Annotated in this window: 18 protein-coding genes; 14 read left to right on the forward strand and 4 right to left on the reverse strand. The window is 64.4% G+C overall.

What is annotated here, in order from left to right; all coding sequences use genetic code 11:
* Window positions 1–75 precede the first annotated feature (75 nt).
* The gene (locus tag Q0263_RS08745) at window positions 76–3,576 is read left to right on the forward strand and encodes a DUF748 domain-containing protein (RefSeq protein WP_298015376.1); all 3,501 of its coding nucleotides are present in this window, start codon (window positions 76–78) and stop codon (window positions 3,574–3,576) included.
* Between the two features lie 24 nt (window positions 3,577–3,600).
* Here Q0263_RS08745 and Q0263_RS08750 read toward each other — a convergent pair whose 3' ends face one another.
* Genes Q0263_RS08750 through Q0263_RS08765 form a run of 4 tightly spaced genes read right to left on the reverse strand, consistent with a single transcriptional unit; the run spans window position 3,601 to window position 7,929 of the window.
* The gene (locus Q0263_RS08750) at window positions 3,601–4,011 is read right to left on the reverse strand and encodes a GtrA family protein (RefSeq protein WP_298015683.1); all 411 of its coding nucleotides are present in this window, start codon (window positions 4,009–4,011) and stop codon (window positions 3,601–3,603) included.
* Window positions 4,011–5,546 carry an NAD(P)/FAD-dependent oxidoreductase gene (locus Q0263_RS08755; protein WP_298015377.1) on the reverse strand — a complete coding sequence of 512 codons (1,536 nt, stop codon included), beginning with the start codon at window positions 5,544–5,546 and terminating at the stop codon, window positions 4,011–4,013. The genes Q0263_RS08750 and Q0263_RS08755 overlap by 1 nt, the downstream gene beginning before the upstream one ends.
* Window positions 5,543–6,718, reverse strand: a complete 1,176-nt coding sequence (locus tag Q0263_RS08760; RefSeq protein WP_298015378.1) for a glycosyltransferase family 87 protein — start codon at window positions 6,716–6,718, stop codon at window positions 5,543–5,545. The genes Q0263_RS08755 and Q0263_RS08760 overlap by 4 nt, the downstream gene beginning before the upstream one ends.
* Window positions 6,715–7,929, reverse strand: a complete 1,215-nt coding sequence (locus tag Q0263_RS08765; RefSeq protein ID WP_298015379.1) for a glycosyltransferase family 87 protein — start codon at window positions 7,927–7,929, stop codon at window positions 6,715–6,717. The genes Q0263_RS08760 and Q0263_RS08765 overlap by 4 nt, the downstream gene beginning before the upstream one ends.
* Before the next feature lie 480 nt (window positions 7,930–8,409).
* Between Q0263_RS08765 and Q0263_RS08770 the strand changes: the two genes are divergently transcribed.
* The 13 genes from Q0263_RS08770 to Q0263_RS08830 are packed head-to-tail and all read left to right on the forward strand — an operon-like array spanning window position 8,410 to window position 20,919.
* Window positions 8,410–8,640, forward strand: coding sequence for a Flp family type IVb pilin (locus Q0263_RS08770; protein WP_298015684.1), 231 nt, complete (start codon window positions 8,410–8,412; stop codon window positions 8,638–8,640).
* 45 nt (window positions 8,641–8,685) lie between these two features.
* Window positions 8,686–9,162 (forward strand): A24 family peptidase, encoded by a 477-nt coding sequence (locus tag Q0263_RS08775; protein ID WP_298015380.1) that lies wholly within the window; start codon window positions 8,686–8,688, stop codon window positions 9,160–9,162.
* A 51-nt stretch (window positions 9,163–9,213) separates the two neighbouring features.
* Window positions 9,214–10,107, forward strand: a complete 894-nt coding sequence (cpaB, locus tag Q0263_RS08780) for a Flp pilus assembly protein CpaB (RefSeq protein WP_298015381.1) — start codon at window positions 9,214–9,216, stop codon at window positions 10,105–10,107.
* A 35-nt stretch (window positions 10,108–10,142) separates the two neighbouring features.
* Window positions 10,143–11,555, forward strand: a complete 1,413-nt coding sequence (locus tag Q0263_RS08785; RefSeq protein WP_298015383.1) for a type II and III secretion system protein family protein — start codon at window positions 10,143–10,145, stop codon at window positions 11,553–11,555.
* Window positions 11,556–11,576: 21 nt separating this feature from the next.
* Window positions 11,577–11,978 (forward strand): CpaD family pilus assembly lipoprotein, encoded by a 402-nt coding sequence (locus tag Q0263_RS08790; RefSeq protein WP_298015385.1) that lies wholly within the window; start codon window positions 11,577–11,579, stop codon window positions 11,976–11,978.
* A 24-nt stretch (window positions 11,979–12,002) separates the two neighbouring features.
* Complete coding sequence (locus Q0263_RS08795; protein ID WP_298015387.1) at window positions 12,003–13,238, forward strand: AAA family ATPase; 1,236 nt, start codon at window positions 12,003–12,005, stop codon at window positions 13,236–13,238.
* Window positions 13,235–14,656: a CpaF family protein gene (locus Q0263_RS08800; RefSeq protein WP_298015389.1), complete on the forward strand. Its 1,422-nt coding sequence runs from the start codon at window positions 13,235–13,237 to the stop codon at window positions 14,654–14,656. Before Q0263_RS08795 ends, Q0263_RS08800 begins: the two co-directional genes overlap by 4 nt.
* Before the next feature lie 20 nt (window positions 14,657–14,676).
* Window positions 14,677–15,657 (forward strand): type II secretion system F family protein, encoded by a 981-nt coding sequence (locus Q0263_RS08805; RefSeq protein WP_298015391.1) that lies wholly within the window; start codon window positions 14,677–14,679, stop codon window positions 15,655–15,657.
* Between the two features lie 8 nt (window positions 15,658–15,665).
* Complete coding sequence (locus tag Q0263_RS08810; RefSeq protein WP_298015393.1) at window positions 15,666–16,634, forward strand: type II secretion system F family protein; 969 nt, start codon at window positions 15,666–15,668, stop codon at window positions 16,632–16,634.
* 21 nt (window positions 16,635–16,655) lie between these two features.
* Window positions 16,656–17,501 carry a tetratricopeptide repeat protein gene (locus Q0263_RS08815; RefSeq protein ID WP_298015395.1) on the forward strand — a complete coding sequence of 282 codons (846 nt, stop codon included), beginning with the start codon at window positions 16,656–16,658 and terminating at the stop codon, window positions 17,499–17,501.
* Window positions 17,498–17,995, forward strand: coding sequence for a TadE/TadG family type IV pilus assembly protein (locus tag Q0263_RS08820; protein ID WP_298015397.1), 498 nt, complete (start codon window positions 17,498–17,500; stop codon window positions 17,993–17,995). The genes Q0263_RS08815 and Q0263_RS08820 overlap by 4 nt, the downstream gene beginning before the upstream one ends.
* On the forward strand, window positions 17,992–18,678 hold the full coding sequence (locus Q0263_RS08825; RefSeq protein ID WP_298015398.1) for a TadE family protein: 687 nt from the start codon (window positions 17,992–17,994) through the stop codon (window positions 18,676–18,678). The genes Q0263_RS08820 and Q0263_RS08825 overlap by 4 nt, the downstream gene beginning before the upstream one ends.
* Window positions 18,679–18,693: 15 nt before the next feature.
* Window positions 18,694–20,919, forward strand: a complete 2,226-nt coding sequence (locus Q0263_RS08830) for a TadE/TadG family type IV pilus assembly protein (RefSeq protein WP_298015400.1) — start codon at window positions 18,694–18,696, stop codon at window positions 20,917–20,919.
* Window positions 20,920–21,051 lie beyond the last annotated feature (132 nt).

A 21,051-nucleotide genomic window follows, 5' to 3' on the forward strand; every position in this document is an offset into this window, starting at 1 on the left:
CAAAAGCCACGAACGGCGCGACTTCCTTGACCATGTGCCGGATGCGGGGCGCGAAACCAGCGGAGAGCCCGAACCATGCCACTGAAAATGCCAGTTCTGAAACTCAGTCGGCGGGCGCTCAAGATCCTGGCGGGCATCGTGCTCACCCTGCTCGTCCTGGCTGCGCTGTCGGCCTGGCTGGTGCCCAAGGGCGTGCACCATGCGCTCACCCAGAACGTCGCCGAACTGCTGGGCCGCAAGGTCGACGTGGGCGAAGTTCGCTTCAACCCCTTCACGCTGGCGCTGAGCGCCCAGGATCTGGTCATCGACCAGCCTCAATCCAAGCCCCTGCTGCAGATCGGCAAGATCGACCTGCGGGTGGCCTGGAGATCCATCGTGCTGTTCGCCCCGGTGCTCGACCGGATCCAGATCGACCAGCCCAAGATCGCGCTGACCCGGGAAGACGCCACGCGCTTCAATTTTTCCGACATCGTCGAGCGGATGGCCAGCATGTCGGCCAAGCAGCCGGCGGAACCCGAACCGGCCGACAAGGGGCTGCCGCGATTCTCCCTGAACAACATATCGCTGACCGGCGGATCCATCAGCCTGGAAGACCGCGTCACCGGCCGCAAGCAGGCGATCGACGATCTTTCGCTGGGCATCCCCTTCATCTCCTCGTTCAGCTCCGCCACGAAGATCGACGTGCTGCCCGCCGTGCACATGCGCATCAACGGCAGCCCTCTCGATATGAACGGCACGGCGCTGCCGTTCGACACGGTGCCCAAGTCCACGCTGAACGTGAAGCTGGATGGCCTGGCGCTCGACCAGTGGGCCGATTTCTGGCCGCTGCCCCTGCCGGTGAAGCTCAAGAGCGCCCTGCTGGATTCCCGGCTGCAGGTGCTGTTCGAGCAGCCCGAGGGCGCCGCGCCTCGCATCCGCGTGCAGGGCGATCTGGGCCTGCGCAAGCTGGATTTGATTGAATCGTCCGACGCGCCGCTGCTGGCCTGGGATGACCTGAGAGTCCAGGGTCTGGCGGCCGATCTCGACAAGCGGACGGTATCCATCGACACGGTGACGCTGGAAAAGCCGCACGTGGAAGCCCACCGCGACGCCAAGCAGTTGAACTGGCAACGCGTGGCCGCAGGCTTCACCAAGCTGGGCGAACCCGCGCCGGCCAAGGCTGATGCTTCCACAAAGCCCGCGCACCCGGCGCCGGCGGGCGCTAGTACGGCTCCTGCACCGCAGCAAGCCGCTGAGTCCAAGTCCGCTGAGTCGAAACCTGCTGAATCGAAGCCTGCTGAACCGAAGTCCTCAGAACAAACACCCTCGACAGCGGCCAAGCCCGCCGACGCCGAGCCGTCCGCCTGGAAGATCGCCGTCAACACCTTCAAGCTCAAGGACGGCGAAGCGCGCCTGCGCGACGACCCCCTCGGCGTGGACTACCCCATCAGGGGGCTGGGCGCGGAAGTCCAGCACATCGCCCTGCCGCAGGCCGCGGACCAGCCCATGCTCGTGCAGCTGACCATGGATCAGCAGCCGGACGGCAGCTCGCTGCACGTCCAGGCGCCCGTCATCCTGCAGCCTCTTTCCGTCCAGGCTCAGGTCCAGCTGAACCAGCTGGCGCTGGCGCCCTTCGCCAAAGCCGTGCGCCACTTCGCCCCCATCGCGCTGAAGGACGGCAAGCTCAGTATCGACGGCAAGGTCGACGTCGCGGGCGCCCGCGTCGAGGCCCGCGACGTGAAACTGGACCTGCGGCAGTTCGCCGCGCGCGATGATTCCGTCAAGCCCGGCGTCGACCTGTCCCTGGGCTCGCTGGCGCTGACCGCCGACCGCCTGGCCCTGGACGCCAGGCCGGCGAATTTCACCTTGAAGGCCGACGGCCTCCAGAAGCACGGCACGCTGGCGCTCAAGGGATCCCTGGTCACGCAGCCGCTGTCGCTGAAGACATCGGTCGACCTGGCCAGGTTCGACGCGGCATCACTGGCCCCCTACGTCGCCTCCAGCCTGAACGCCACGGTGCGCAGCGTGTCCCTGGGCGCGCGCGGCGATGCGGAATTCACGCCCGCGCAGAGCGGCAAGCCGATGCGGGCGAGCTGGAACGGCGCCGTCCAGGTCAACGATTTCGACCTCCAGGACCGCGTCAACAAGGCGCCGTTCCTGAACTGGAAACACCTGGGCCTGAGCAATATGCGCGTCTCGATGGCGGGGCCGAAACTGGGCCTGGGGCTGGGCGACATCCTGCTGGAGGACTTCTACGGCAACATCCTGCTCAACAACAACGCGCGCCTGAACGTCATGGACGTCCTGGTGGACGAGGGCCAGGCCGGGGGATCCATCACGCAGGACACGCAGACCCGCCGGGGCCGCGCGCCCAAGGCGGACAAGCCCGCCGCCCGGGCCTCGGCCCAACCCGACATCTCGATCGACAGCGTCAAGCTCAAGCGCGGCCGCATGACGTTCAACGACCATTTCGTGCGCCCCAACTACCGCGCCGAGCTGTCCTCCATCGACGGCTCCCTCACGTCCGTGTCCTCGACCGCGCCCAAGCCGGCCAAGGTCAGCGTCGCCGGTCGCGTGTACGGCACGGCGCCCTTCTCCGTCTCGGGCACGGTGCAGCCTTTCTCGCGCTACCTGGCGATGGACCTGAAGGCGTCCGCCAAGGGCGTGGACCTGCCCCGCTTCACCACCTACTCGTCCAAGTACGTCGGCTACGCGATCCAGCGCGGCAAGCTGTCGGTCGACCTGCGCTACCAGATCAAGGACCGCGCCCTGCAGGCCAGCAACAAGGTGCTGCTCAACCAGCTGACCTTCGGCAAGCCTTCCGACAGCCCCGACGCCATCAAGCTGCCGGTGTTGCTGGCCGTCTCCCTGCTGAAGGACGCCAGCGGCAACATCGACATCAATCTGCCGATCTCCGGTTCGCTGGACGATCCGCAGTTCTCGGTGGGCGGCATCATCGTGAAAGTCATCATGAACACGCTGGCCAAGGCGGTGACCGCGCCCTTCAAGCTGCTGGCCTCCGCCTTCGGCGGCGCCAACGAGGACCTGTCGCGCATCGAATTCGCGCCCGGCAGCGCCGAACTCGACGACACGGCCAAGTCCAGCATCGCCACCCTGGTCAAGGCGCTGTCCGACCGTCCCGCGCTGAAGATGGACATCATCGGCCGCGCCGACCCTCAGGCCGACGAAGCCGGCCTGCGCCAGGCCTGGGTGGACAAGAAGATGCGCGCTGCCAAGGCCCGCGACGTCGGCAAGAAAACCGACCCGGCCAGTGTCACGCTGACCGATGCCGACCGCGCCAAGTACCTGGAAGACGTCTACGACGACACCAAGATCAAGGACAAGCCGCGCAACGCCATCGGCTTCGCCAAATCCGTGCCGCCCGAACAGATGACCGCCCTGCTGCTGGCCGCCGCCCCGGTGGGCAAGCAATCCCTGGAAAGACTGGCCGAGGCCCGCGCGCAGGCCGTCTACGAAGAGATCCTGACGACTTCCCAGGAACTGACCAGCCGGGTCTTCATCGTGGCGCCCAAGACCGACTCGTCGGAGACGGACGACGGCGGGCCCGCGACGCGCGTGGATTTCGCCTTGCAGTAAGGAAGCGGCGGGCGGCGCGAACGATCACCCCGCCACCTTGCCGGCCGCCGCGCCGAACAAAAGCAGCTTGCGCCCCGCATATCCCGCCAGAAACGACCCCGCGGCGGCCGCCAGCTTCGCGGTCAACAGAGGGGTCTGCAGCCAGCCGACGCAGGCGTAGATGACGGCGTCGTTGACGGCCAGGCCGACCAGCCCGATGACGATGTACAGCACGCTTTCGGCGACCGTGTTGTGCGCCAGCCGGCGATGCCGGAACACCAGCCTGACCGCCAGCGCATAATGCACGACGGAACCGGCCAGAAAACCGATGGTCGCGGCCGCCATGTAGCCGCCATCCATGACCGGGGCCAGCGAAAGAAACAGCGCCATGTCCACCAGCAACGCCACCCCGCTGACCGCGCCATAGCGCAGGAACTCGAGGCGCCGCGCCCGCATCACGAGGCGCCCCGCTTTTCCTCGTGATACTCGTCGTCCACATTCACTTCCCACAGGCTGCGCTTGGACACATTGCCGGCCACGATGTCGTCCACCGCGAGCTTGGCGGTCAGCATGGAGTGATCCTGATTGTTGTAGCGATGCATGCCGTTGCGGCCCACCAGATACAGGTTGGGGATGGTATCGGTGTAATCGCGGATCACGGAAAACCGGGCATAGCTGCCGAAATAGGCCGGATACGCCTTGGGCACATGCACCAGGTGATGATCCAGCACATCCGCCGCGTCGATCAGATCGATTTTCTCCAGCTCGGACACGGCAAAGCGGAAGAACTCCGGCTCGCTCATGGTCCACAGATCGTCGCCTTCCTGGCAGAAATATTCCAGACCCAGCCAGATGGCGTCCGGGGTGGAGACCAATGAGGGGCTCCAGTTGTTGAAGACCTGCAGGCGGCCGATCTTCACGTCGGGTTCCTGGATGTAGATCCAGGTGTCCGGCACCAGATTCATGGGCCCCGCCCCCTGCGGCGTGGGCTTCAGCTTCCTGACCAGCAGGCCCAGGGTGATGAAATCACGGTAGCACAGGCCCTGCCCCACTTCCCGCACCTCGGCGGGCGGAGCGGGATCCATCTTCGCCACCAGTTCGCTGATCGGCATGGTGGAGATGAAATGGTCTCCGTCCCAGGTCCGCGTATTGCCCTCTTTGTCTTTCGTGGTCACACCCACGACGCGCTGACCTTCCATCCGCACGGCCATCACGGTATGCCCCAGGTGGATGGCGCCGCCCCGCGCCCGCACTTCATCGGCCACGATGTGCCACATCTGGCCCGGCCCATATTTGGGGTACAGGAAGCGTTCGATCAGACTGGTGTTGGTGCCTTTCTGCGCCACGTCGGCGGGCGCCCGGGACCACAGTTTCCGGGCCGCATGCCGCAAGGCGCTGACGACCGACAGGCCCTTGATGCGCTGCGCGCCCCATTCCGGGCTGATGTCCCGGCAGTGCCGGCCCCAGACCTTCTCGGTGTAATCGCGAAAGAACGTCGCATACAGCGTCTTGCCGAAACGGTTGACGAAGAAGTCTTCCAGATTGCGTTCCGGCGTGCGCTTGAACACGCAGGCCCATGCGTACGAAACCCCGATGCGCGCCAGCCGCACGGCGCCCAGGTTCCGCAGCGTCTGCGCGGACAGGGAGATCGGATAGGAAAAGAACTTGCGCAGAAAATAAATGCGCGAAAGCCGCGGCCGCACCAGCAGGTGGCGGTCGGCCTGGGGAATCAGGCTGAGGCCGTCGGCGGTCTTGTCCGGCGCCACCGGCATCATGTCCCGCCACCACCGCATCACCCAGTCCGATTTCGAAAAGAACCGGTGTCCGCCAATATCCATGCGGTTGCCGCGATGGTTGATGGTGCGCGAAATGCCGCCCACGTCATCCAGCGATTCGAACACGACAGGGACGCAATCGGACCTGCGCAGCAATTCCAGCGCGGCGGTCAGACCGGCCGGGCCGGCGCCGGCGATCAATACGACTTTTTTCATGGTTCGGGTTTCTCGAAAGCGTGCCGATAAATCAACCACAGCAGGACGCCCAATGCGATCGGGGCGGTATGAAACCATAGATGCTTGGCCAGCACCGCAATGAACAGGGTATCCGCCCAGCACAGCAGCAGGATCTCTCTTTCGAAGCGGCGCCATCCATGTTCCTGGCAGTACAGCACCAGCCAGGCCACGGGAAATGCCAGCCACACCAGGTCGTAGTCGAAGATATAAGGGCTGATGAAGAAACTGCCCGTCATCAACGCCGCATTGCGCAGGCGGGCATCCGCGCAACCGCGCCAGATGCGCCACACCACCCACGCCGCGCACAGCGCCGCGGCGCCATGCAGGATATAAGCCAGCGCCAGCGGGGCATCCAGGATGCGCAAGGCGTTGAACACGCTCGGCATTTTCAACAAGGGCGATTTATAGGCAGCCAGCCATTGCTGGGCCTCGCTCAAGCCATGCAGGAAAGCGGCCAGCGTATCGCCCCCCAATACCGCTAGGCTGATCAGGACGAAGGCCGTGACGGTTGCCGCGGCGGCGAAAAACGCGCGCCAGGCGCCGACCGCGATCAGGCACAACGGGAACAGCACCGCCAGATGCGGCTTGATGGCCAGCAGGCCGATCAGAACGCCGGCGCTGACGGGACGAGCCTTCAAACACAGCAGCGCGCCCGCCGCCAGCGAGGCCGTCAGGAACCCGGTCTGCCCGGCCATCAGGTTGTTCCACAAAGGCCCAAAGCCCAGCAGACAGAGCAATGCCTGCGGTGCGCGGATGACGCGGCGAAACACCGCGACATACAAGGCCAACGATCCCAAGGCGAACGCGGCCCAGGAAAGCAACAGGGGAAGCAGGGAAAAAGGCAGTACCAGCAGATAGAACGTCGGGGGATACCGCCAAGGCAGATTGCCCTTCAGCGCAGGAGCGATCTGTCTTTCCAGAGCCCCCAAATGGGGAACGTCGTAGGCCAGCACAGGCTGATCGTGCAGGCCGATATGCGATACCGACCAGAACTGGATGAAATCGTATCCCAGCGGGTTGCCGCCCGGATCCACGCCGTTTCCGGATTTGAGTAGAAAAAAGGCATACCAGCCGACAAAGATCAAGGCGATCAGGCCGGGGTACAGGAACAGGCGCTCCCCATTCAGCCAGTGTTTGTCATTCGGCGTCATGACGTCCGCATCCGCATTGCCAGGCGAGCGGAATCATGGTCGGGCGGGGTCATCGCGCGCCGGTAGATCAGCCACAACAGAACCCCCAGAACGATCGGGGTCGTATGCGATACGGTGTGCTGCACCAGCACGGCAATGAACAGCGTGTCGGCCCAGAACAGGAAAAGCAGTTCCTTTTCGAAACGCCGCCAGCCTGTTTCCATGCAATGCAAAGTCAGCCAGGCCACAGGAAATGCCAGCCACACCAGGTCATAGTCGAACACATAGGGGCTGATGAAGACGCTGCCCGTCATCAGCGCGGCATTGCGCAACCGGGCATCCGCGCAACGACGCCAGATGCGCCACACAAGCCAGGCCACGCACAAGGCCACCATGCCGTGCACGGCATAGGCGGCGGACAGAGGGACGTCCAGGAGCCGGAGAGTGACGAAAACGCTGGGCATTTTCCCCAAGGGGGAATTGCCGACTTCCAGCAGGCGCTGCGCTTCGCCCAGGCCATGCAGGAAGGCGGCCAGCGTATCGCCCCCCAACACCATCAGGCTGATCAGGACGAAGACCGTGACGGTTGCCGCAGCGGCAAAAAATGCGCGCCAGGCGCCGACGGCGATCAGGCACAAGGGAAACAGCACCGCCAGGTGCGGCTTGACGGCCAGCAGGCCGATCAGGACACCGGCGCCGACAGGACGAGTCTTCAAGCAGAGCAGCGCGCCGGCGGCCAGCGATGCCGTCAAGAATCCGGTCTGCCCGCCCATCAGATTGAACCAGAGCGGCCCGAACCCGGCCAGGCAGAGCAGCGCCAGCGGAATCCGTATGGCCTGGCGAAACACCCACACGTACAAGGCCAAAGTGCCCAATACGAAAGCGGCCCAGGCAAGCGGCATGGGAACCAGTGAAAACGGCAGGACCAGCAGGTAGAACGTCGGCGGATAGCGCCAGGGCAATATGCCGTTCTGGGTGGGAGCCAGCGTCCTTTCGACGGCGGTCAGGTACGGCACGTCGTACGCCAGGACAGGCTGATCATGCAGGCCGATATGCGATACCGACCAGAACTGGACGAAATCGTAGCCCAGCGGATTGCCCACAGGATCCACGCCGTTTTCCGCCCAGGCCAGCGCATACACGACCCAGCACGTGAAGACCAGCGCCACGGTGCAAGGGTAGACGATGAGCCGTTCCCGATTGAGCCAGTGTTTTGTCGTGGATGCCGTCATTGCAAGGGATGGACTCGCTGGCCTTGTCGTGGGATCGCCGTGCGTCTGCAGATGCACGGCATTGAAAATTGATTTTACGTTTCTAGATACTTTAAGAGTAACTAATTTGAATTCATAGATTCGCGCAGCCCTTCCATTTCCATAGGCATAAGGCAGGCAGCGTCGGCATCGTCCCGTGGAACATGAAGTTTCATGCATCTTTTACATAATATTAGCCAAAAAGCAACACGCCAGTAATTTATCAGGCGATGCGATTTCTTTAATCGATTGAAAAATATAATAAAAAACCTCATATACGTGATTAATGGTTTACCCCATTGTCGTTACCGACATGTAGTTATTGAATAGTTTCGTAGTATTCTGCATTCGCCCACATCCAGTCGCGCCCAATCGCTTCCCCAAAGAGGCAGGCAGGGTCGGGGTTCTTATCTTGATCGACTTCTCGGAGAAGCAAACATGCTTACGAAACTGTGCACGAAACTGAAGGGGATGTTGGGCGCCCTCAAGCGCGACGAGCGCGGCGTATCCGCCCTGGAATACGTGATCCTGGCCGTCATCGTGGTGGCCGCCGTCGCCGCCGGTGGTGGTATTTTGCGAAACGTCATTACCAGTGCCTTTGAACAGACCGGGAAAACAATTTCCAACTGCATCGACAACGTTTCCACCTGTGGCGACGGGTCGGGCAGCACTACGCCCCCCCCAGCAGGCTAAAACAACACTTCACGGAGCCACGCCATCCCTGCCCTGACCGGTCTGGTGCTGCTTGCCGGCGTTGCGCTGCTGTTGCGCCTGTCGTTCGAAGACCTGCGGCGCCGGCGGCTGCCCAACCGGCTGATTGCGGAATATGGCGCGCTGTGTCCGCTGGCCTTGCTGCTCTCGGGGGCTTCGTGGACACAGTGGCTGCAGCACGGCGCCGTGGCGGTTGTCGGTTTTCTGGTGTTTTTGGCCCTGTTTGCCGTACGCGCCATGGGTGGCGGCGACGTCAAGCTGGGCACCGCGGTGGTGGCCTGGACGAACATCCAGGACCTGGTGCCGACCCTGCTCGTCATCAGTCTGACGGGCCTGGCGCTGGCGCTGGCGGGCCTGCTGTTCGACATGCCCTGCCTGCGGCGCTTCTTTGCAAGGGGCTGGCGCCGACGGCTGCGACGCGCCCTGTTGGTGCGGCGCGGCGTGCCTTACGGCGCAGCCCTGGCGGCAGGCGGATTGTTCGCCATGCCGATGTATCTGAGGTAATGCGCGCGTCGCGCGCAACAAGGTTTCATCCTTTTTTGCGGGGCCCTATCCATGTCAGCAGTACTGCGATTTTCCCTGATCCTGCTGGCTGCCGGCATCCTGGCACTGGTTGCCCGCGCCCTGTTCGTGTCCAGCCAGGCCCCCGCTCCGGCGCCCCATCCGGATCAGCAGGTCCGCATTGCGGCGGCGGATCTGCCCGCAGGCCTGCTGCTGCGCGAAAGCGACCTGAGCTGGAAGACTGTCCGGCCCGAAGCCATCCCCAAAGGCGCCATCGTCCAGGGCTCGCCCATCGCCGCCAAGCTGGCGGGCGCCATGCTCCGCAATCCGCTGGCCGCCGGCGCGACGGTACTGGCCGGCAACATCATCCAGCCTGACGCTCCGGGATTCCTGGCGGCGGCGCTGGCCCCCGGCATGCGGGCGGTTTCCGTGCCGGTCGACGACGTGTCCGGCAATGCGGGCCTGATCCAGCCGGGCGACCGCGTCGACATGATTCTCACCCAGAAGGTGCAGCGCGGCAGCCAGCGGGCCACCGTCAGCGAAACCGTGGTCGAGAACGTCCGCATCATCGCGGTGGGATCCACCTTCACCCCGCCTCGCGACGCCAACGGCGCCGGCAACGTCAACCGGGCCCGGACCATCACCGCCGAAGTCAGCCCCCCGGTCGCCGAAGCAGTGACCGTGGCGTCCCATCTGGGCACGCTGTCCCTGGCCCTGCGCAGCTTCGCCACGACGGACCGCAACGGCGCCTCGACCCAAACCGCCGCTACCGTGGTCGCCCAGTCGGATGATGCCAAAGGAACCCGCCCGACCTGGGGCGGCGACGTTTCCCGCGCCCTGGCCGGCCTGAGCGACGGCCCGCCGCCGCCTCCGCCATCCTCCGGCGTCGCTCCCAAGCGCAGCATCACCCTGCTGCGCGGCGCCGAAAAACAAGAACTGGCTTTCTAAGCTTCGAACCGAATCACCCCGAGCCCAAGCTGCCCATGACGACGACCACTACCTGTATGCCCCAGACGACGTTGCGGGCGGCACCCCGCAGGGATTCGCGCCCCTGGCTGCGCATGGCGGCGCTGCTGACCCTGGCCGCGGGCCTGTGGCTGCAAGCCCGCCCGGCCCATGCGCTGGACCTCGCCATCGGCGAAGGCAAGCTGCTGACCGTGCAGCAAGGCACGGTGGGAACCGTCTCCCTGGCCGATCCCACCGTGGCCGATGTTCAGGTCCCCTCGCCCAACGCCTTGCTGGTCGTCGGCAAACGCGCGGGCAGCACCACGCTGTACGCGCTGGATGAAAACGGCAAACCGCTGATGCAGCAGCGCATCGTCGTGACTCACGACCTGACCGGCCTGCAATCCGTGCTGCGCGCACGCTTTCCCAAGCTCAAGCTGACCATGTCGTCCGCCCCCGGGTCACTGCTGGTCGACGGCAACGCCCCCGACGCGCAAACCGCCGAGGCCGTCGCCAACACCATCCGGCCGTTCCTGGGCGAAAAAGACCAGCTCATCAACCGCATGGCCATCACCTCGCCCACGCAAGTGCAATTGCGCGTGCGCATCGCCGAAGTGAAGCGCGACGTCACCCAGGCGCTGGGCGTGAACTGGAATGTGCTGTGGGGCAAGGGCAACGGCGGCCCCGGCAGCGGCGCCATCGGCTTCCTGAGCAACGCCACGCTCAGCTCGACGCCGGCCTATTCCTTGGGCTTCAACCGCACGACCAACGTTTGGAACATCAACGGCATCGTCGACGCCCTGGATCAGGAAGGCCTGATCAGCGTGCTGGCGGAACCCAATCTGTCCGCGGTATCGGGCCAGACCGCCAGCTTCCTGGCGGGCGGCGAATTCCCGGTGCCCGTCTCGCAGGAACGGGGCGCCATTTCCGTGGAATTCAAGCCCTTCGGCGTGGCGCTGGACTTCACCCCCACCGTGCTGTCCGATGACCGCATCAGCATGAAGGTGCGCCCCGAGGTCAGCCAGGTCGACTACACCAACGCCGCCGTCCTGATGATCGGCGACGGGACCACACCCAGCCTGCAGATCCCCGGCCTGAGCGTGCGGCGCGTGGAAACCACCGTGGAGATGGCCAGCGGCGAAAGCTTCGTCATCGGCGGCCTGCTGCAGAACAACATCCGCGACATGGTGTCGCAGATCCCGGGCCTGGGCCGCCTGCCCATCCTGGGCAAGCTGTTCTCGTCCAGCGACTACATGAACAACAAGAGCGAACTGGTGGTCATCGTGACGCCCTTCCTGGTGCGCCCGGCCAGGCCCGGCTCGTTGGCGACTCCGCTGGACAGCATGCGCCCGGCGACCGACATTGAATACATCCTGCACAAGAAGATCGGCCTGGATCCGATCACGAGCTCGGTGCCCCGCCTGACCGGCTCGGCGGGCTTCGTCTACTGACAGATTGGAAGGACACCCCCCATGAAAGCCATCCCTGCCCTCCTCTGCCTGCTCGGCGCGACCGTGCTGCTCAGCGGCTGCTTTCCAAAGAGAGACCTCGCCGGCATGCCCGGCATCGGCGCGATCACCGTCACGCGGGGGACGGACGGCAGCTACGTGGCCATCCCGCCCGACTGCAACACGCTGCTCCAACCATCGGGGATTTCTTCCGTGAACAACCCGCAGCCCGGCATCGCCTTCGGCTGCGCCACATTGACCAACCTGTCGGCGCAGATCGCCGACCCGCGCGACCTGGTGGCGCCCGATTCCTATGCCGGCCAGCAGGCCGACACGGCCGGCAGCGCCGTCACCCGCTACCGGCAAGATAAAGTCATCGAACTGAAGAAAACCACATCCACCAGCAAGACCGGCAGCGGCAACTAACCCCACTGATCACAGGAACACGGCATGATCGCGCCCAGCAAAACCCGAGACGACACGCGCAACCTCAATCTGCTGGGGTTTGTCGGCGATGCCGGCAGCGAAGGCGAATTGACGCGGTTTCTGAAGACCACGGTCCTGGGCAGCACCCAGGTCGAGCGCGGCAGCATCGAAACCGCCATCCAGTGGCTGAAGAGATCCGGCAATCACTCGCCGCAGCGCCTGCTCGTGGATATTTCCGGCATCACCAACGTGCTGGACGAACTGGACCGCCTGGCCAATGTCTGCGAACCATCGGTACAAGTGTATGTGGTGGGTGACCGAAACGACGTAGGCCTGTACCGCAGCCTGTTGCAGCGCGGCGTGCAGGACTACATCGTCAAGCCGATCAGCGCGGAATTGCTGCGCCGGTCGCTGGGCGACGGATCCGACGCGGCGAGCGCCGTGCGCCAGGTGCGCAATGGCCGCGTCGTCGCCATCTCCGGCGCCCGAGGCGGCGTCGGCGTAACTTCGGTGGCTGCGCATCTCGCGCGAGAACTGGCCAGCGAAGGCGGGCGACGCCGCGTGGCTTACGTCGATCTGAATCTGTACGACGGCAACGGCGCCAGCCTGCTGGGCCTGGCCGGCGGCAACGCCCTGGTCGAGGTGCTGGGCAACGTCAATCACCTGGACCCGCAGTATCTCGAACGAACCCTGAATACCCGCGACAACCGTCTGTACGCCCTGTGCGCGGAACTCGAATACAGCGAGTCCTTCGTTCCGGACGGCAACGCCCTGGCCGACCTGCTGAACGTCCTGGGCCAGCATTTCCACTACATCATCCTGGACGTGCCGGAAAGCGGCGGCGCGCTGGCGAACGAAGCCTACGCCAACGCCAGCCTGGCCTGCATCATCGCCGACCAGACCGTGCATTCCGCCCGGACACTGATCCGTCTGATGCGCCACATCCAGGGCCGCAACCGGCCGCCCACCACCCATATCGTGCTGAACCAGTCGCGCGCCCCGGCGCGCGGCGCAGTGCACACCCGCGACTTCACATCCGCGCTGGAATGGCCGGTGGCCGTCAGCATACCCTTCGACGCGCAAGCCCCGTTGATGACGGAGAACCTGGGCGATCCCCTGCCCGCGCGCAGCGACTTCGGCCGCGGCGTCAGGGCGCTGGCCGCCCTGCTGACGGGCGAGGGCGCCACGGCCGGGAAGCGCGCGCCGCAATCCCAAGGCCAGGGCGGTCTGTTCGCCCGCCTGCGCGGAGCGCGGTCATGAGCTTCGGCCGCAAGTCTCAGGACGAGCCCGGACCGGCAGCCGCCAGCACCCCGGCCGTCGCCCAGCCACCGGACCGGCTGGAACGGCGGGCTGCGCACGCTGCGACGCCGACCTCGTCCGCGTTCATTGACCGGCGCCGCAGTGTGCGCGCCGACAACGTCATCCGGACGGACAGCTACAACGCGGTCCGCCAATCCGTGTTCGCCGCGCTGGACGTCGCCAGCGCGCTGAACCGGCCAGCGGACCAGGTGCGCATCGACATCGAGGCCATCACCACCGAAGCCATCCGCGACGGCGACCTGCCGGTCACGCAGACCGAACAGCGCGTCATGGTGCAGGAAATTCTGCACGACATGTTCGGCGTGGGGCCCATCGAACCCCTCCTGCAGGATGAAACCGTCGACGACATCATGGTCAACGGTCCCGACCAGGTCTACGTGGAACGCTATGGCAAACTGGAACTGACGACGGTGAAGTTCCGCGACAACGCCCACGTGATCAGCGTGGCGCAACGCATCGCCGCGTCGGTGGGCCGACGCGTCGACGAAAGCAGCCCCATGGTGGACGCCCGCCTGCAGGACGGCAGCCGCGTCAACGTCATCATTCCCCCGTTGGCGATCGACGGCGCATCGATCTCCATCCGCAAGTTTTCCCGCAAGGACCTGACGCTGCCGCGACTGGCCGCGCGCGGGACGCTGTCCCCCGCCATGACGCGCCTGCTGGAAATCGCCGCCGCCTGCCGCCTGAACATCGTCATTTCGGGCGGCACGGGCTCGGGCAAGACCACGATGCTGAACGCGCTGTCGCGCTACATCGCCGAAACCGACCGCATCGTCACCATCGAGGATGCGGCGGAACTGCAGCTGCAGCAGCCCCACGTGGTGCGCCTGGAAACCCGCCCGCCCAGCATCGAAGGCACGGGCGCCATCAACCAGGGCGACCTGATGCGCAATGCGCTGCGCATGCGCCCCGACCGCATCATCCTGGGTGAAACGCGCGGCGCGGAAGCCTTCGACGTATTGCAGGCCATGAACACCGGCCACGACGGCAGCATGACCACCCTGCACGCCAACAGCCCGCGCGACGCGATCACCCGCCTGGAAAGCATGGTGATGATGGCCAACGGCAATCTGCCGCTGTATTCCATCCGACATCAGATCGCCAGCGCGGTCAATCTGATCGTGCAGGTGGAGCGCCTGCGCGACGGCTCGCGCAAGATCACTCATATCACCGAGATCGTCGGCATGGAAGGCGACGTGATCATCACGCAGGATCTGTTCCATTTCGCCTACAACGCGGCGGCCCAGCGCGACGACGTCAGCGGCGCGCACGAAAGCACCGGCATGCGCCCGAACTTCACGGAGCAAGCCCGCTACTACGGCATGGAAGCCGCGCTGATCGAAGCGATGCGCCCCTGACGCCCGGCACGGAGACCGATATGAGCCCCGAAAACAAGGTCGCCCTGATTGCCTTTCTGGCCTTCGTGCTGGCGGGGCTGTTCATCCTGACCCTGTTGCAGGTGCTGGAGCAGCGCCCCGGCAGCCGCCTGCGCATGCGCCTGCGCAATGCGCTGTCCACCGGCCAGTCCGACCGCGACCGCATGCGGGCGGAACACGAACGCGCCCAAGTCAATGCCCGCCGCCGGCTTCGCCGCAGAGCCATGGGCCCGCTGGGCTACCACCTGAACCGGCTGGAGACCATCGGCAGCGGCCACGGCCAGCGAATCCTGGTCGCCGTGGGGCTGATCACGGCGACGCTGATGGCGGCGGCTCTGCTGATCGACCTGCTGCCCAACCCGATCTGGCTTCGCCTGCCCATCATGCTGGCCGTGCCGATCCTGAGCATGGCATATGCCTACCATCGGATGGTGGCGCGCTTCCAGAAGAAATTCCTGGAGCAGTTACCCGAAGCCATGGATTTCATCGTGCGCGCCAGCCAAGCGGGCGTGCCGCCCAATCACGCCCTGCGCACCGTGGGGGAACAATACCCCAGACCGTTGGGGCTGGAGTTCCGGCGCATGGGTGACAGCCTGCTGCTGGGCAACGATCTGCAGGACGTGCTGGACGACGCGGCGCTGCGCGTCAACCTGCCGGATTTCTCTTTCTTTTCTGTATGCCTGCTGCTGCAGCGTGAAACCGGTGGACCGCTGTCCGAGGCGCTGGAGAATCTCAGCGCCATCATCCGCGCGCGGCGCGACCTGAGATCCAAGACCCGGGCGCTGACGGCGGAAGGCCGCCTGTCCAGCCTGGCCATGAGCATCATGCCCTTCATCCTGTTCGGCGTCACCTACGCTCTGAATCCCGAAAACATGCAGATCATGTTCACGACCGACACCGGCCGGCTGCTGCTGTGGATCGCGGCGGGCATGCTGGCCATCGGCCTGCTGATGATCCGCAAGATCGCCAACATGAAAGTCTGAGGCGCTCCATGAACATTCCCATGCCGACGCTTGGACAATGGCTCAATCTTCTGGGCATGGCGCTGGCCGTCACCGGCGCGCTGCTCTATCTGTACGCACGCAGCAACCAGCGCGCGCAGATGCTTGCCCGCCTGCGCGCCGAAGTCGCCCGCAAGGGTTCGCAACTGGCAGATACGGTGAACAAATCGCAGGCGCCGCGCGGCTGGCGCGACCGGCTCACGGCCATGCTGTACCACCTGGGCTCCGCCGTGCCGATCTTCAGCCCCGCACAGCAAAAGGAAGTGCGCCAGAAGCTCGTCCGTTCAGGCATCCGCAACATCAAGGCTCCCCTGATCGTGTCGGCATTTTCGGTATTGTGCGCGGCAGGGATGGTCGCCGCTGCCATCCTGCTGCTCTGGCCCTCTCTGGAAGATCAACCCATCGCATTGAAGCTGATCGTCGGCGTGATGGCGCTGTACCTGGGCCTGTTGCTGCCGCGCCTGGTGCTGGACCGGCTGGCGGCCTCGCGCCGCGCGCAGATCCAGGACAGCCTGCCCGATGCGCTGGACCTGCTGGTCATCTGCACCAACGCGGGCCTGAGCATGGGCATGGCCCTGCACCGCGTGGCATCCGAAATGGCCGACACCGCTCCGGCCCTGGCCGACGAACTGACCCTGACCGCCAGCGAGATGCAGATCAGCGGCGACGTCGAGCAAGTGCTGAACAACCTGGCCGAACGCACCAATCTGCCCGCCATGCGCAGCATGGTCAGCACCCTGACCAATGCCTTGCAGTTCGGCACATCCATCGTCCAGGCCCTGCGCGTGCTGGCCCGTTCCGAGCGCACCGCGCGCATGATGCGGCTGGAAGAGCAGGCCGCCAAACTGGCCGTCAAGATCACTTTCCCAATGATGCTGTTCATCATGCCCACCATCATCATCATCGCCGTCGGCCCCGCGATACTGAACATGGGCAAGCTTCTGAAGGGCATCCTCTGATCCACCCCCAAGGATTCAACCATGAACACCATCGCCCCGCGCCCCATCCGCCTCCTGGCCGCCATCGCGCTGCCAGCCATTCTGGCAACAGGCTGCGCCATGCATCGCCCGCCCTCCGCCGAAGCCAAGCCTCTGCTCAGCCAGCAGGACCAAGCCGCCATCCAAGACGGCGATCTGCGCATCGCCAACAGCGCCCTGCAAGGCGGCGACCTGGCGGTGGCACGCAATGTCTTCACCCGCATGACACGAGATCAGCCGGGATCGCCCGAAGGCTGGCAGGGCCTGGGCAACACCCAGTACCTGGCCGGCGAACTGGAGGCATCCCGGAAAACCTACAGCCACATGCTGGAACGCTTCCCCGATTCGACCGAGGCCCGCATGGGGCTGGCCCGCGTCGCCGTGCGCCAGCGCAAGCTGGACCAGGCGGCGGCCGACTATCAGGCCGTGCTGACCCAGAAACCGGACGATCCCGCCGCCCTGGCCGGCCTGGGCGCCACACTGGACCTGCGCGGCCAGGCCGCCGAGGCCCAGGCCGTCTATCGGCGCGGCCTGAACCAGTATCCGGACAACGCCGCCCTGCGCTCCAATCTGGGCCTGTCGCTGGCCCTGAACGGCAACCCCCGCGAAGCCATCAATGTGCTGCTGGGCAACAGCGGCCTGACCGACAAGCTGCCCCAGGAACGCGCCAATCTGGCCCTGGCCTATGGTTTGCTGGGCCGCGACGACGCCGCCGAGAACATCCTGACGACCGACCTACCGGAAAGCGTGGCGCAGGACAATCTTGAGTTCTACCGCTACTTGCGCGAACAACTGGCGACGAAACAGAGCCCCGCCAAAACGGCGCGGTCCGGCGGGAACGCCAAATGAAACGGCCCTGGCCGCGGCGCCTGCGGTCCGACCGACGAGGCGCGACCGCGCTGGAATACGCGCTGCTCATGCCGTTGCTGCTCGGCGTGATCTTCGTGTCCATCGAGATCACCTTCATCCTGTTCGCCGACGCCACCCTGGAATCCGCGGCCAACAACGTGACGCGCGTCGGCAGAATCGGTATCAAGGACGCTTCGGGCAAACTGATCCGGCCCACCTGCCCGCAACTGAAAGATCTGCTGGTCAACAATCTGCCCGGCTGGGTGCGCAGCAGCGATCTGGACTTCAACGTCACGGTCTACCATGCCGACAGCGCCCCGCCATCGACCAGCGGCCAATGCGGCAGCGGCAGCAGCACCGGCGCCCCTGGCGACATGGCGCTCTACACCTTCGGCATCGAACGGACTGGCTTCACCGGATTCATCGGCTGGGTGACGGGGGGCGGCCGCATGGTGCGCGCCGAGCGTTCCATACTGGTCCAGAACGAGCTATGAACACGACGCCCGCGCCCACCATCCACGATGCTCGCCGGCGCCGCCGCGCCCGGCGCGGCGTGGCCGCCCTGGAAGCCGTGATCGTGCTGCCGCTGATGGTGTTCATCATCATCGGCGGAGTGGAAATGTACCTGTACACGCGCGTCATCGCCGTCATGGACCGCGTGGCCTTCACCCTGGCCAACAGCATGTCCGTACAGACCCAGCTAGCAGGCAGCGGCGACTGCAAGTCCCCCAACCAGCTGTGCACCTACGGAGCGATCATGCCGACCTTGCTGACGCCGCTGGCCGCCCGCAAGGCCGCAGTCATCATCAGCGTGTACGCGACCGACAGACCATCCAGCGGCGCTCCGACCGCATGGACGAACATCTCGTCACCCAATCACGGCTGGACGCGGACGGTCTACCGAGGCGCCGACGCCGCAGCGCCAAGCAGCCGGATCTCGGCTTCCAACCTGCCCACCGCCATCATCAGCAACAACACCCAGACTGCAGACACCGTCATCGCCGTCGAAGTGTTCTACGAATACCAGCCGTTCGCGATGAGCAGAGGGTTCTTCAATCTTCTGTTCAATCCGCACCAATACAGCCGCGCCCTGATCCGCCCCCGCTACGCCGACCTGTGCAGGCTGACCGACGACCCGAACAATTCCTCTTCCACCAACACCCTGTGTGGGAGCTGACCCGGGAGCCACATCATGAGCCCGACCCAAACCCTGCGACACTTTGCGCAACGCCTGCGGCGTCAGCAACGCGGCGCCGTGGCGCTGACCTTCCTGCTGACGTCCGCCATCATGCTGATGGGCACGCTGGGCGCGATCGACCTGGCCCGCTACAACATCGCTGAAAGCCGTCTGCAGAACGCGGTCGACGCCACGGGCATCTCCGCTGGCCAGGCCCTGAGCAGCTGGGATCCCGCCGTGTCGAGCGACAAGACCGCCTGGGAAAATTACACCGCCGCGTTCTTCGCCGCCAACTTGCCCGACGGCTATCTGAACAGCAACATCACATCAGACACCGTCAAGGCCGGCCTTCGATACTGTACGGCGGATCCCGCCGGCGTCGTCACCTGCCCATCCCAGGCCACAGCCGGCACACCCGTTTCCGCCCAATACGTGAACATCAATGTGCGCGGCACCTTGCCCTTGCTGAGCACGGGCTTTCTCAAGGTTGCCTCGTTTCCGCTGATGGCCGACAACCAGGTGATCCGGCGTTTGAAAGACAATACCGAAATTGTGCTGGCGCTGGAAGATTCCAGATATACCGGCAGCAATAACGGAAACATTCAAGACGCAGCCAATAAACTGGTAGCCGCTGCCCTGGGTTCCATGAACCTCAACAATGCAGGCACTGCACAAGGCATCCGCGTCGGCGTAGTGCCGTTCAGCGCGATGGTGCGCATGAACCCGGATAGCGCACACACGCCCAATGCAAAGAATTGGGTCAAAAATGTAGCAACACAACTTGGCATGGATACCTACGTCCAGAGCAACTGGTTGGGCTGCATCGCCGAACCCTTTCCTCCGTTCATCGGTTCTTACTGGGGCAATGGCGGCAACCCAGCATTGCCCGCGGAAAAACGCACCCCACCAAATCTGGCCAACGTGTCTGACATCAACAGCTTTCAACCTGTTCTCATGCCCATTCCAGCAACATCCAAGGGGGCCAAGAGCAGCATAGGCAACTTTATTAACGTCAATAATTTCACGGTCACGCAGTTGCTCAACGGCAACCTGACATCTAACACAGTGAAGTTTCAGCAAGCAGACACAACCAACAATGGGAATAAGACGCCTCTCGTCATTCCCAGGGCGCCAAATGCTGGCCGAATGGTTCCGAACGACGCCGCCAACTACCGGTTCATTGGGATGGACACGTCTCCCCTGACCTCGAACTGGGGCAACGTAGCACCGGCCGTCTACTCCGCATTCGAACCGGATAGCTGCGCCATGGTGGGACGATCCCAGTTCCTGAGCCAGGACATCACTACGCTAGAAGCAGCCATCAGTTCCATGGAGGGCTGGGGGAATTCGGAGTCACTCATTTCAGGCGGCTTGTTATGGGCCTGGCGCATGCTGGCCCCCGAATGGAGTAGCGACGCAGTCGGTTCAGGAAACGGTTGGGATGACACGCAGTCTGGTCTACCCGCCGATCCAGCCAACACTGACGCAAGCAAACCGATGGTCAATGGCCGGGCGGTTGTCCTGGTCAGCACCGGCGTCAACTCAACGGCCAGCGATACAGGGTATCGTGCACCATTGATGTATAACCCGCCCCTGAACCCGGCAGGTGCGACGGGACCGGCACAACAATCCACGTTTCAAATGGTGGTGAACTATTGTGACAGCGGCGTACCGCCGGCGACGGATGCCAACACTGGAATAGCCACAGGCTGCTCCTCTGGCGCACTCCAAACCGGCGTCATTACTTCGCCCACATCGACGCTCATCACAGGCGACAGTCCGGTCGGAAACCGCGGGGGCGGCAGCAACCCCCAGGACTCGGTAAAAACCATCCCCATCTGGCCCGCCACATCCCTAGTCAATCTGGACATGCGTTCCCCTGCCGCTATCGTCCATGCTTTCGCCGGTTATGGAAGCAAACTGGTGGGCAACAACACCTTCAGCTCCTTCCAAGACACCAACGCCACCATCGGCTGGCCTGCCGGCACAACAACAGGACTGACCGCCGACAATGCCAAGGCTTACATGCTAGCCGTCTGTGACGCGATCAAGAGCGACAGCCCTACGCATCCCATCCATCTGTACACGGTCTTCTTAAGCGGCAACGGCGGCGACCAGGACGCCATGGGCCGTTGCGCCAGCGGTCCCGCCTACGCCTTCACCAACAGCGACACCAATAATCTCGCCAGCACCTTCGCCGCCATCCTTGGCTCCATGACGGAACTGAGGCTGACAGAGTAACTTTCTCGCTCGGTCGTCACACGCATCATGGGACGGATGCGCGCCCGAAATTCGACAACCTACAAATCGAATAAATACGTCAGAACCGCCAGCGACACTACGCCCGTGACCACTCTCAGCACGGGCAGCTTC

It is taken from the genome of uncultured Castellaniella sp. (assembly GCF_937988725.1).
Lineage (GTDB): Bacteria > Pseudomonadota > Gammaproteobacteria > Burkholderiales > Burkholderiaceae_B > Castellaniella.

Bases quoted from the DNA above. Each gene is read 5' to 3' on its own strand.
- Q0263_RS08765 (WP_298015379.1), bottom strand. From the start codon at position 7,929: ATGACGGCATCCACGACAAAACACTGGCTCAATCGGGAACGGCTCATC.
- Q0263_RS08825 (WP_298015398.1), top strand. From the start codon at position 17,992: ATGAACACGACGCCCGCGCCCACCATCCACGATGCTCGCCGGCGCCGC.
- cpaB (WP_298015381.1), top strand. From the start codon at position 9,214: ATGTCAGCAGTACTGCGATTTTCCCTGATCCTGCTGGCTGCCGGCATC.
- Q0263_RS08745 (WP_298015376.1), top strand. From the start codon at position 76: ATGCCACTGAAAATGCCAGTTCTGAAACTCAGTCGGCGGGCGCTCAAG.
- Q0263_RS08830 (WP_298015400.1), top strand. From the start codon at position 18,694: ATGAGCCCGACCCAAACCCTGCGACACTTTGCGCAACGCCTGCGGCGT.
- Q0263_RS08800 (WP_298015389.1), top strand. From the start codon at position 13,235: ATGAGCTTCGGCCGCAAGTCTCAGGACGAGCCCGGACCGGCAGCCGCC.
- Q0263_RS08795 (WP_298015387.1), top strand. From the start codon at position 12,003: ATGATCGCGCCCAGCAAAACCCGAGACGACACGCGCAACCTCAATCTG.
- Q0263_RS08805 (WP_298015391.1), top strand. From the start codon at position 14,677: ATGAGCCCCGAAAACAAGGTCGCCCTGATTGCCTTTCTGGCCTTCGTG.
- Q0263_RS08815 (WP_298015395.1), top strand. From the start codon at position 16,656: ATGAACACCATCGCCCCGCGCCCCATCCGCCTCCTGGCCGCCATCGCG.
- Q0263_RS08755 (WP_298015377.1), bottom strand. From the start codon at position 5,546: ATGAAAAAAGTCGTATTGATCGCCGGCGCCGGCCCGGCCGGTCTGACC.
- Q0263_RS08820 (WP_298015397.1), top strand. From the start codon at position 17,498: ATGAAACGGCCCTGGCCGCGGCGCCTGCGGTCCGACCGACGAGGCGCG.
- Q0263_RS08785 (WP_298015383.1), top strand. From the start codon at position 10,143: ATGACGACGACCACTACCTGTATGCCCCAGACGACGTTGCGGGCGGCA.
- Q0263_RS08750 (WP_298015683.1), bottom strand. From the start codon at position 4,011: ATGCGGGCGCGGCGCCTCGAGTTCCTGCGCTATGGCGCGGTCAGCGGG.
- Q0263_RS08760 (WP_298015378.1), bottom strand. From the start codon at position 6,718: ATGACGCCGAATGACAAACACTGGCTGAATGGGGAGCGCCTGTTCCTG.
- Q0263_RS08790 (WP_298015385.1), top strand. From the start codon at position 11,577: ATGAAAGCCATCCCTGCCCTCCTCTGCCTGCTCGGCGCGACCGTGCTG.
- Q0263_RS08810 (WP_298015393.1), top strand. From the start codon at position 15,666: ATGAACATTCCCATGCCGACGCTTGGACAATGGCTCAATCTTCTGGGC.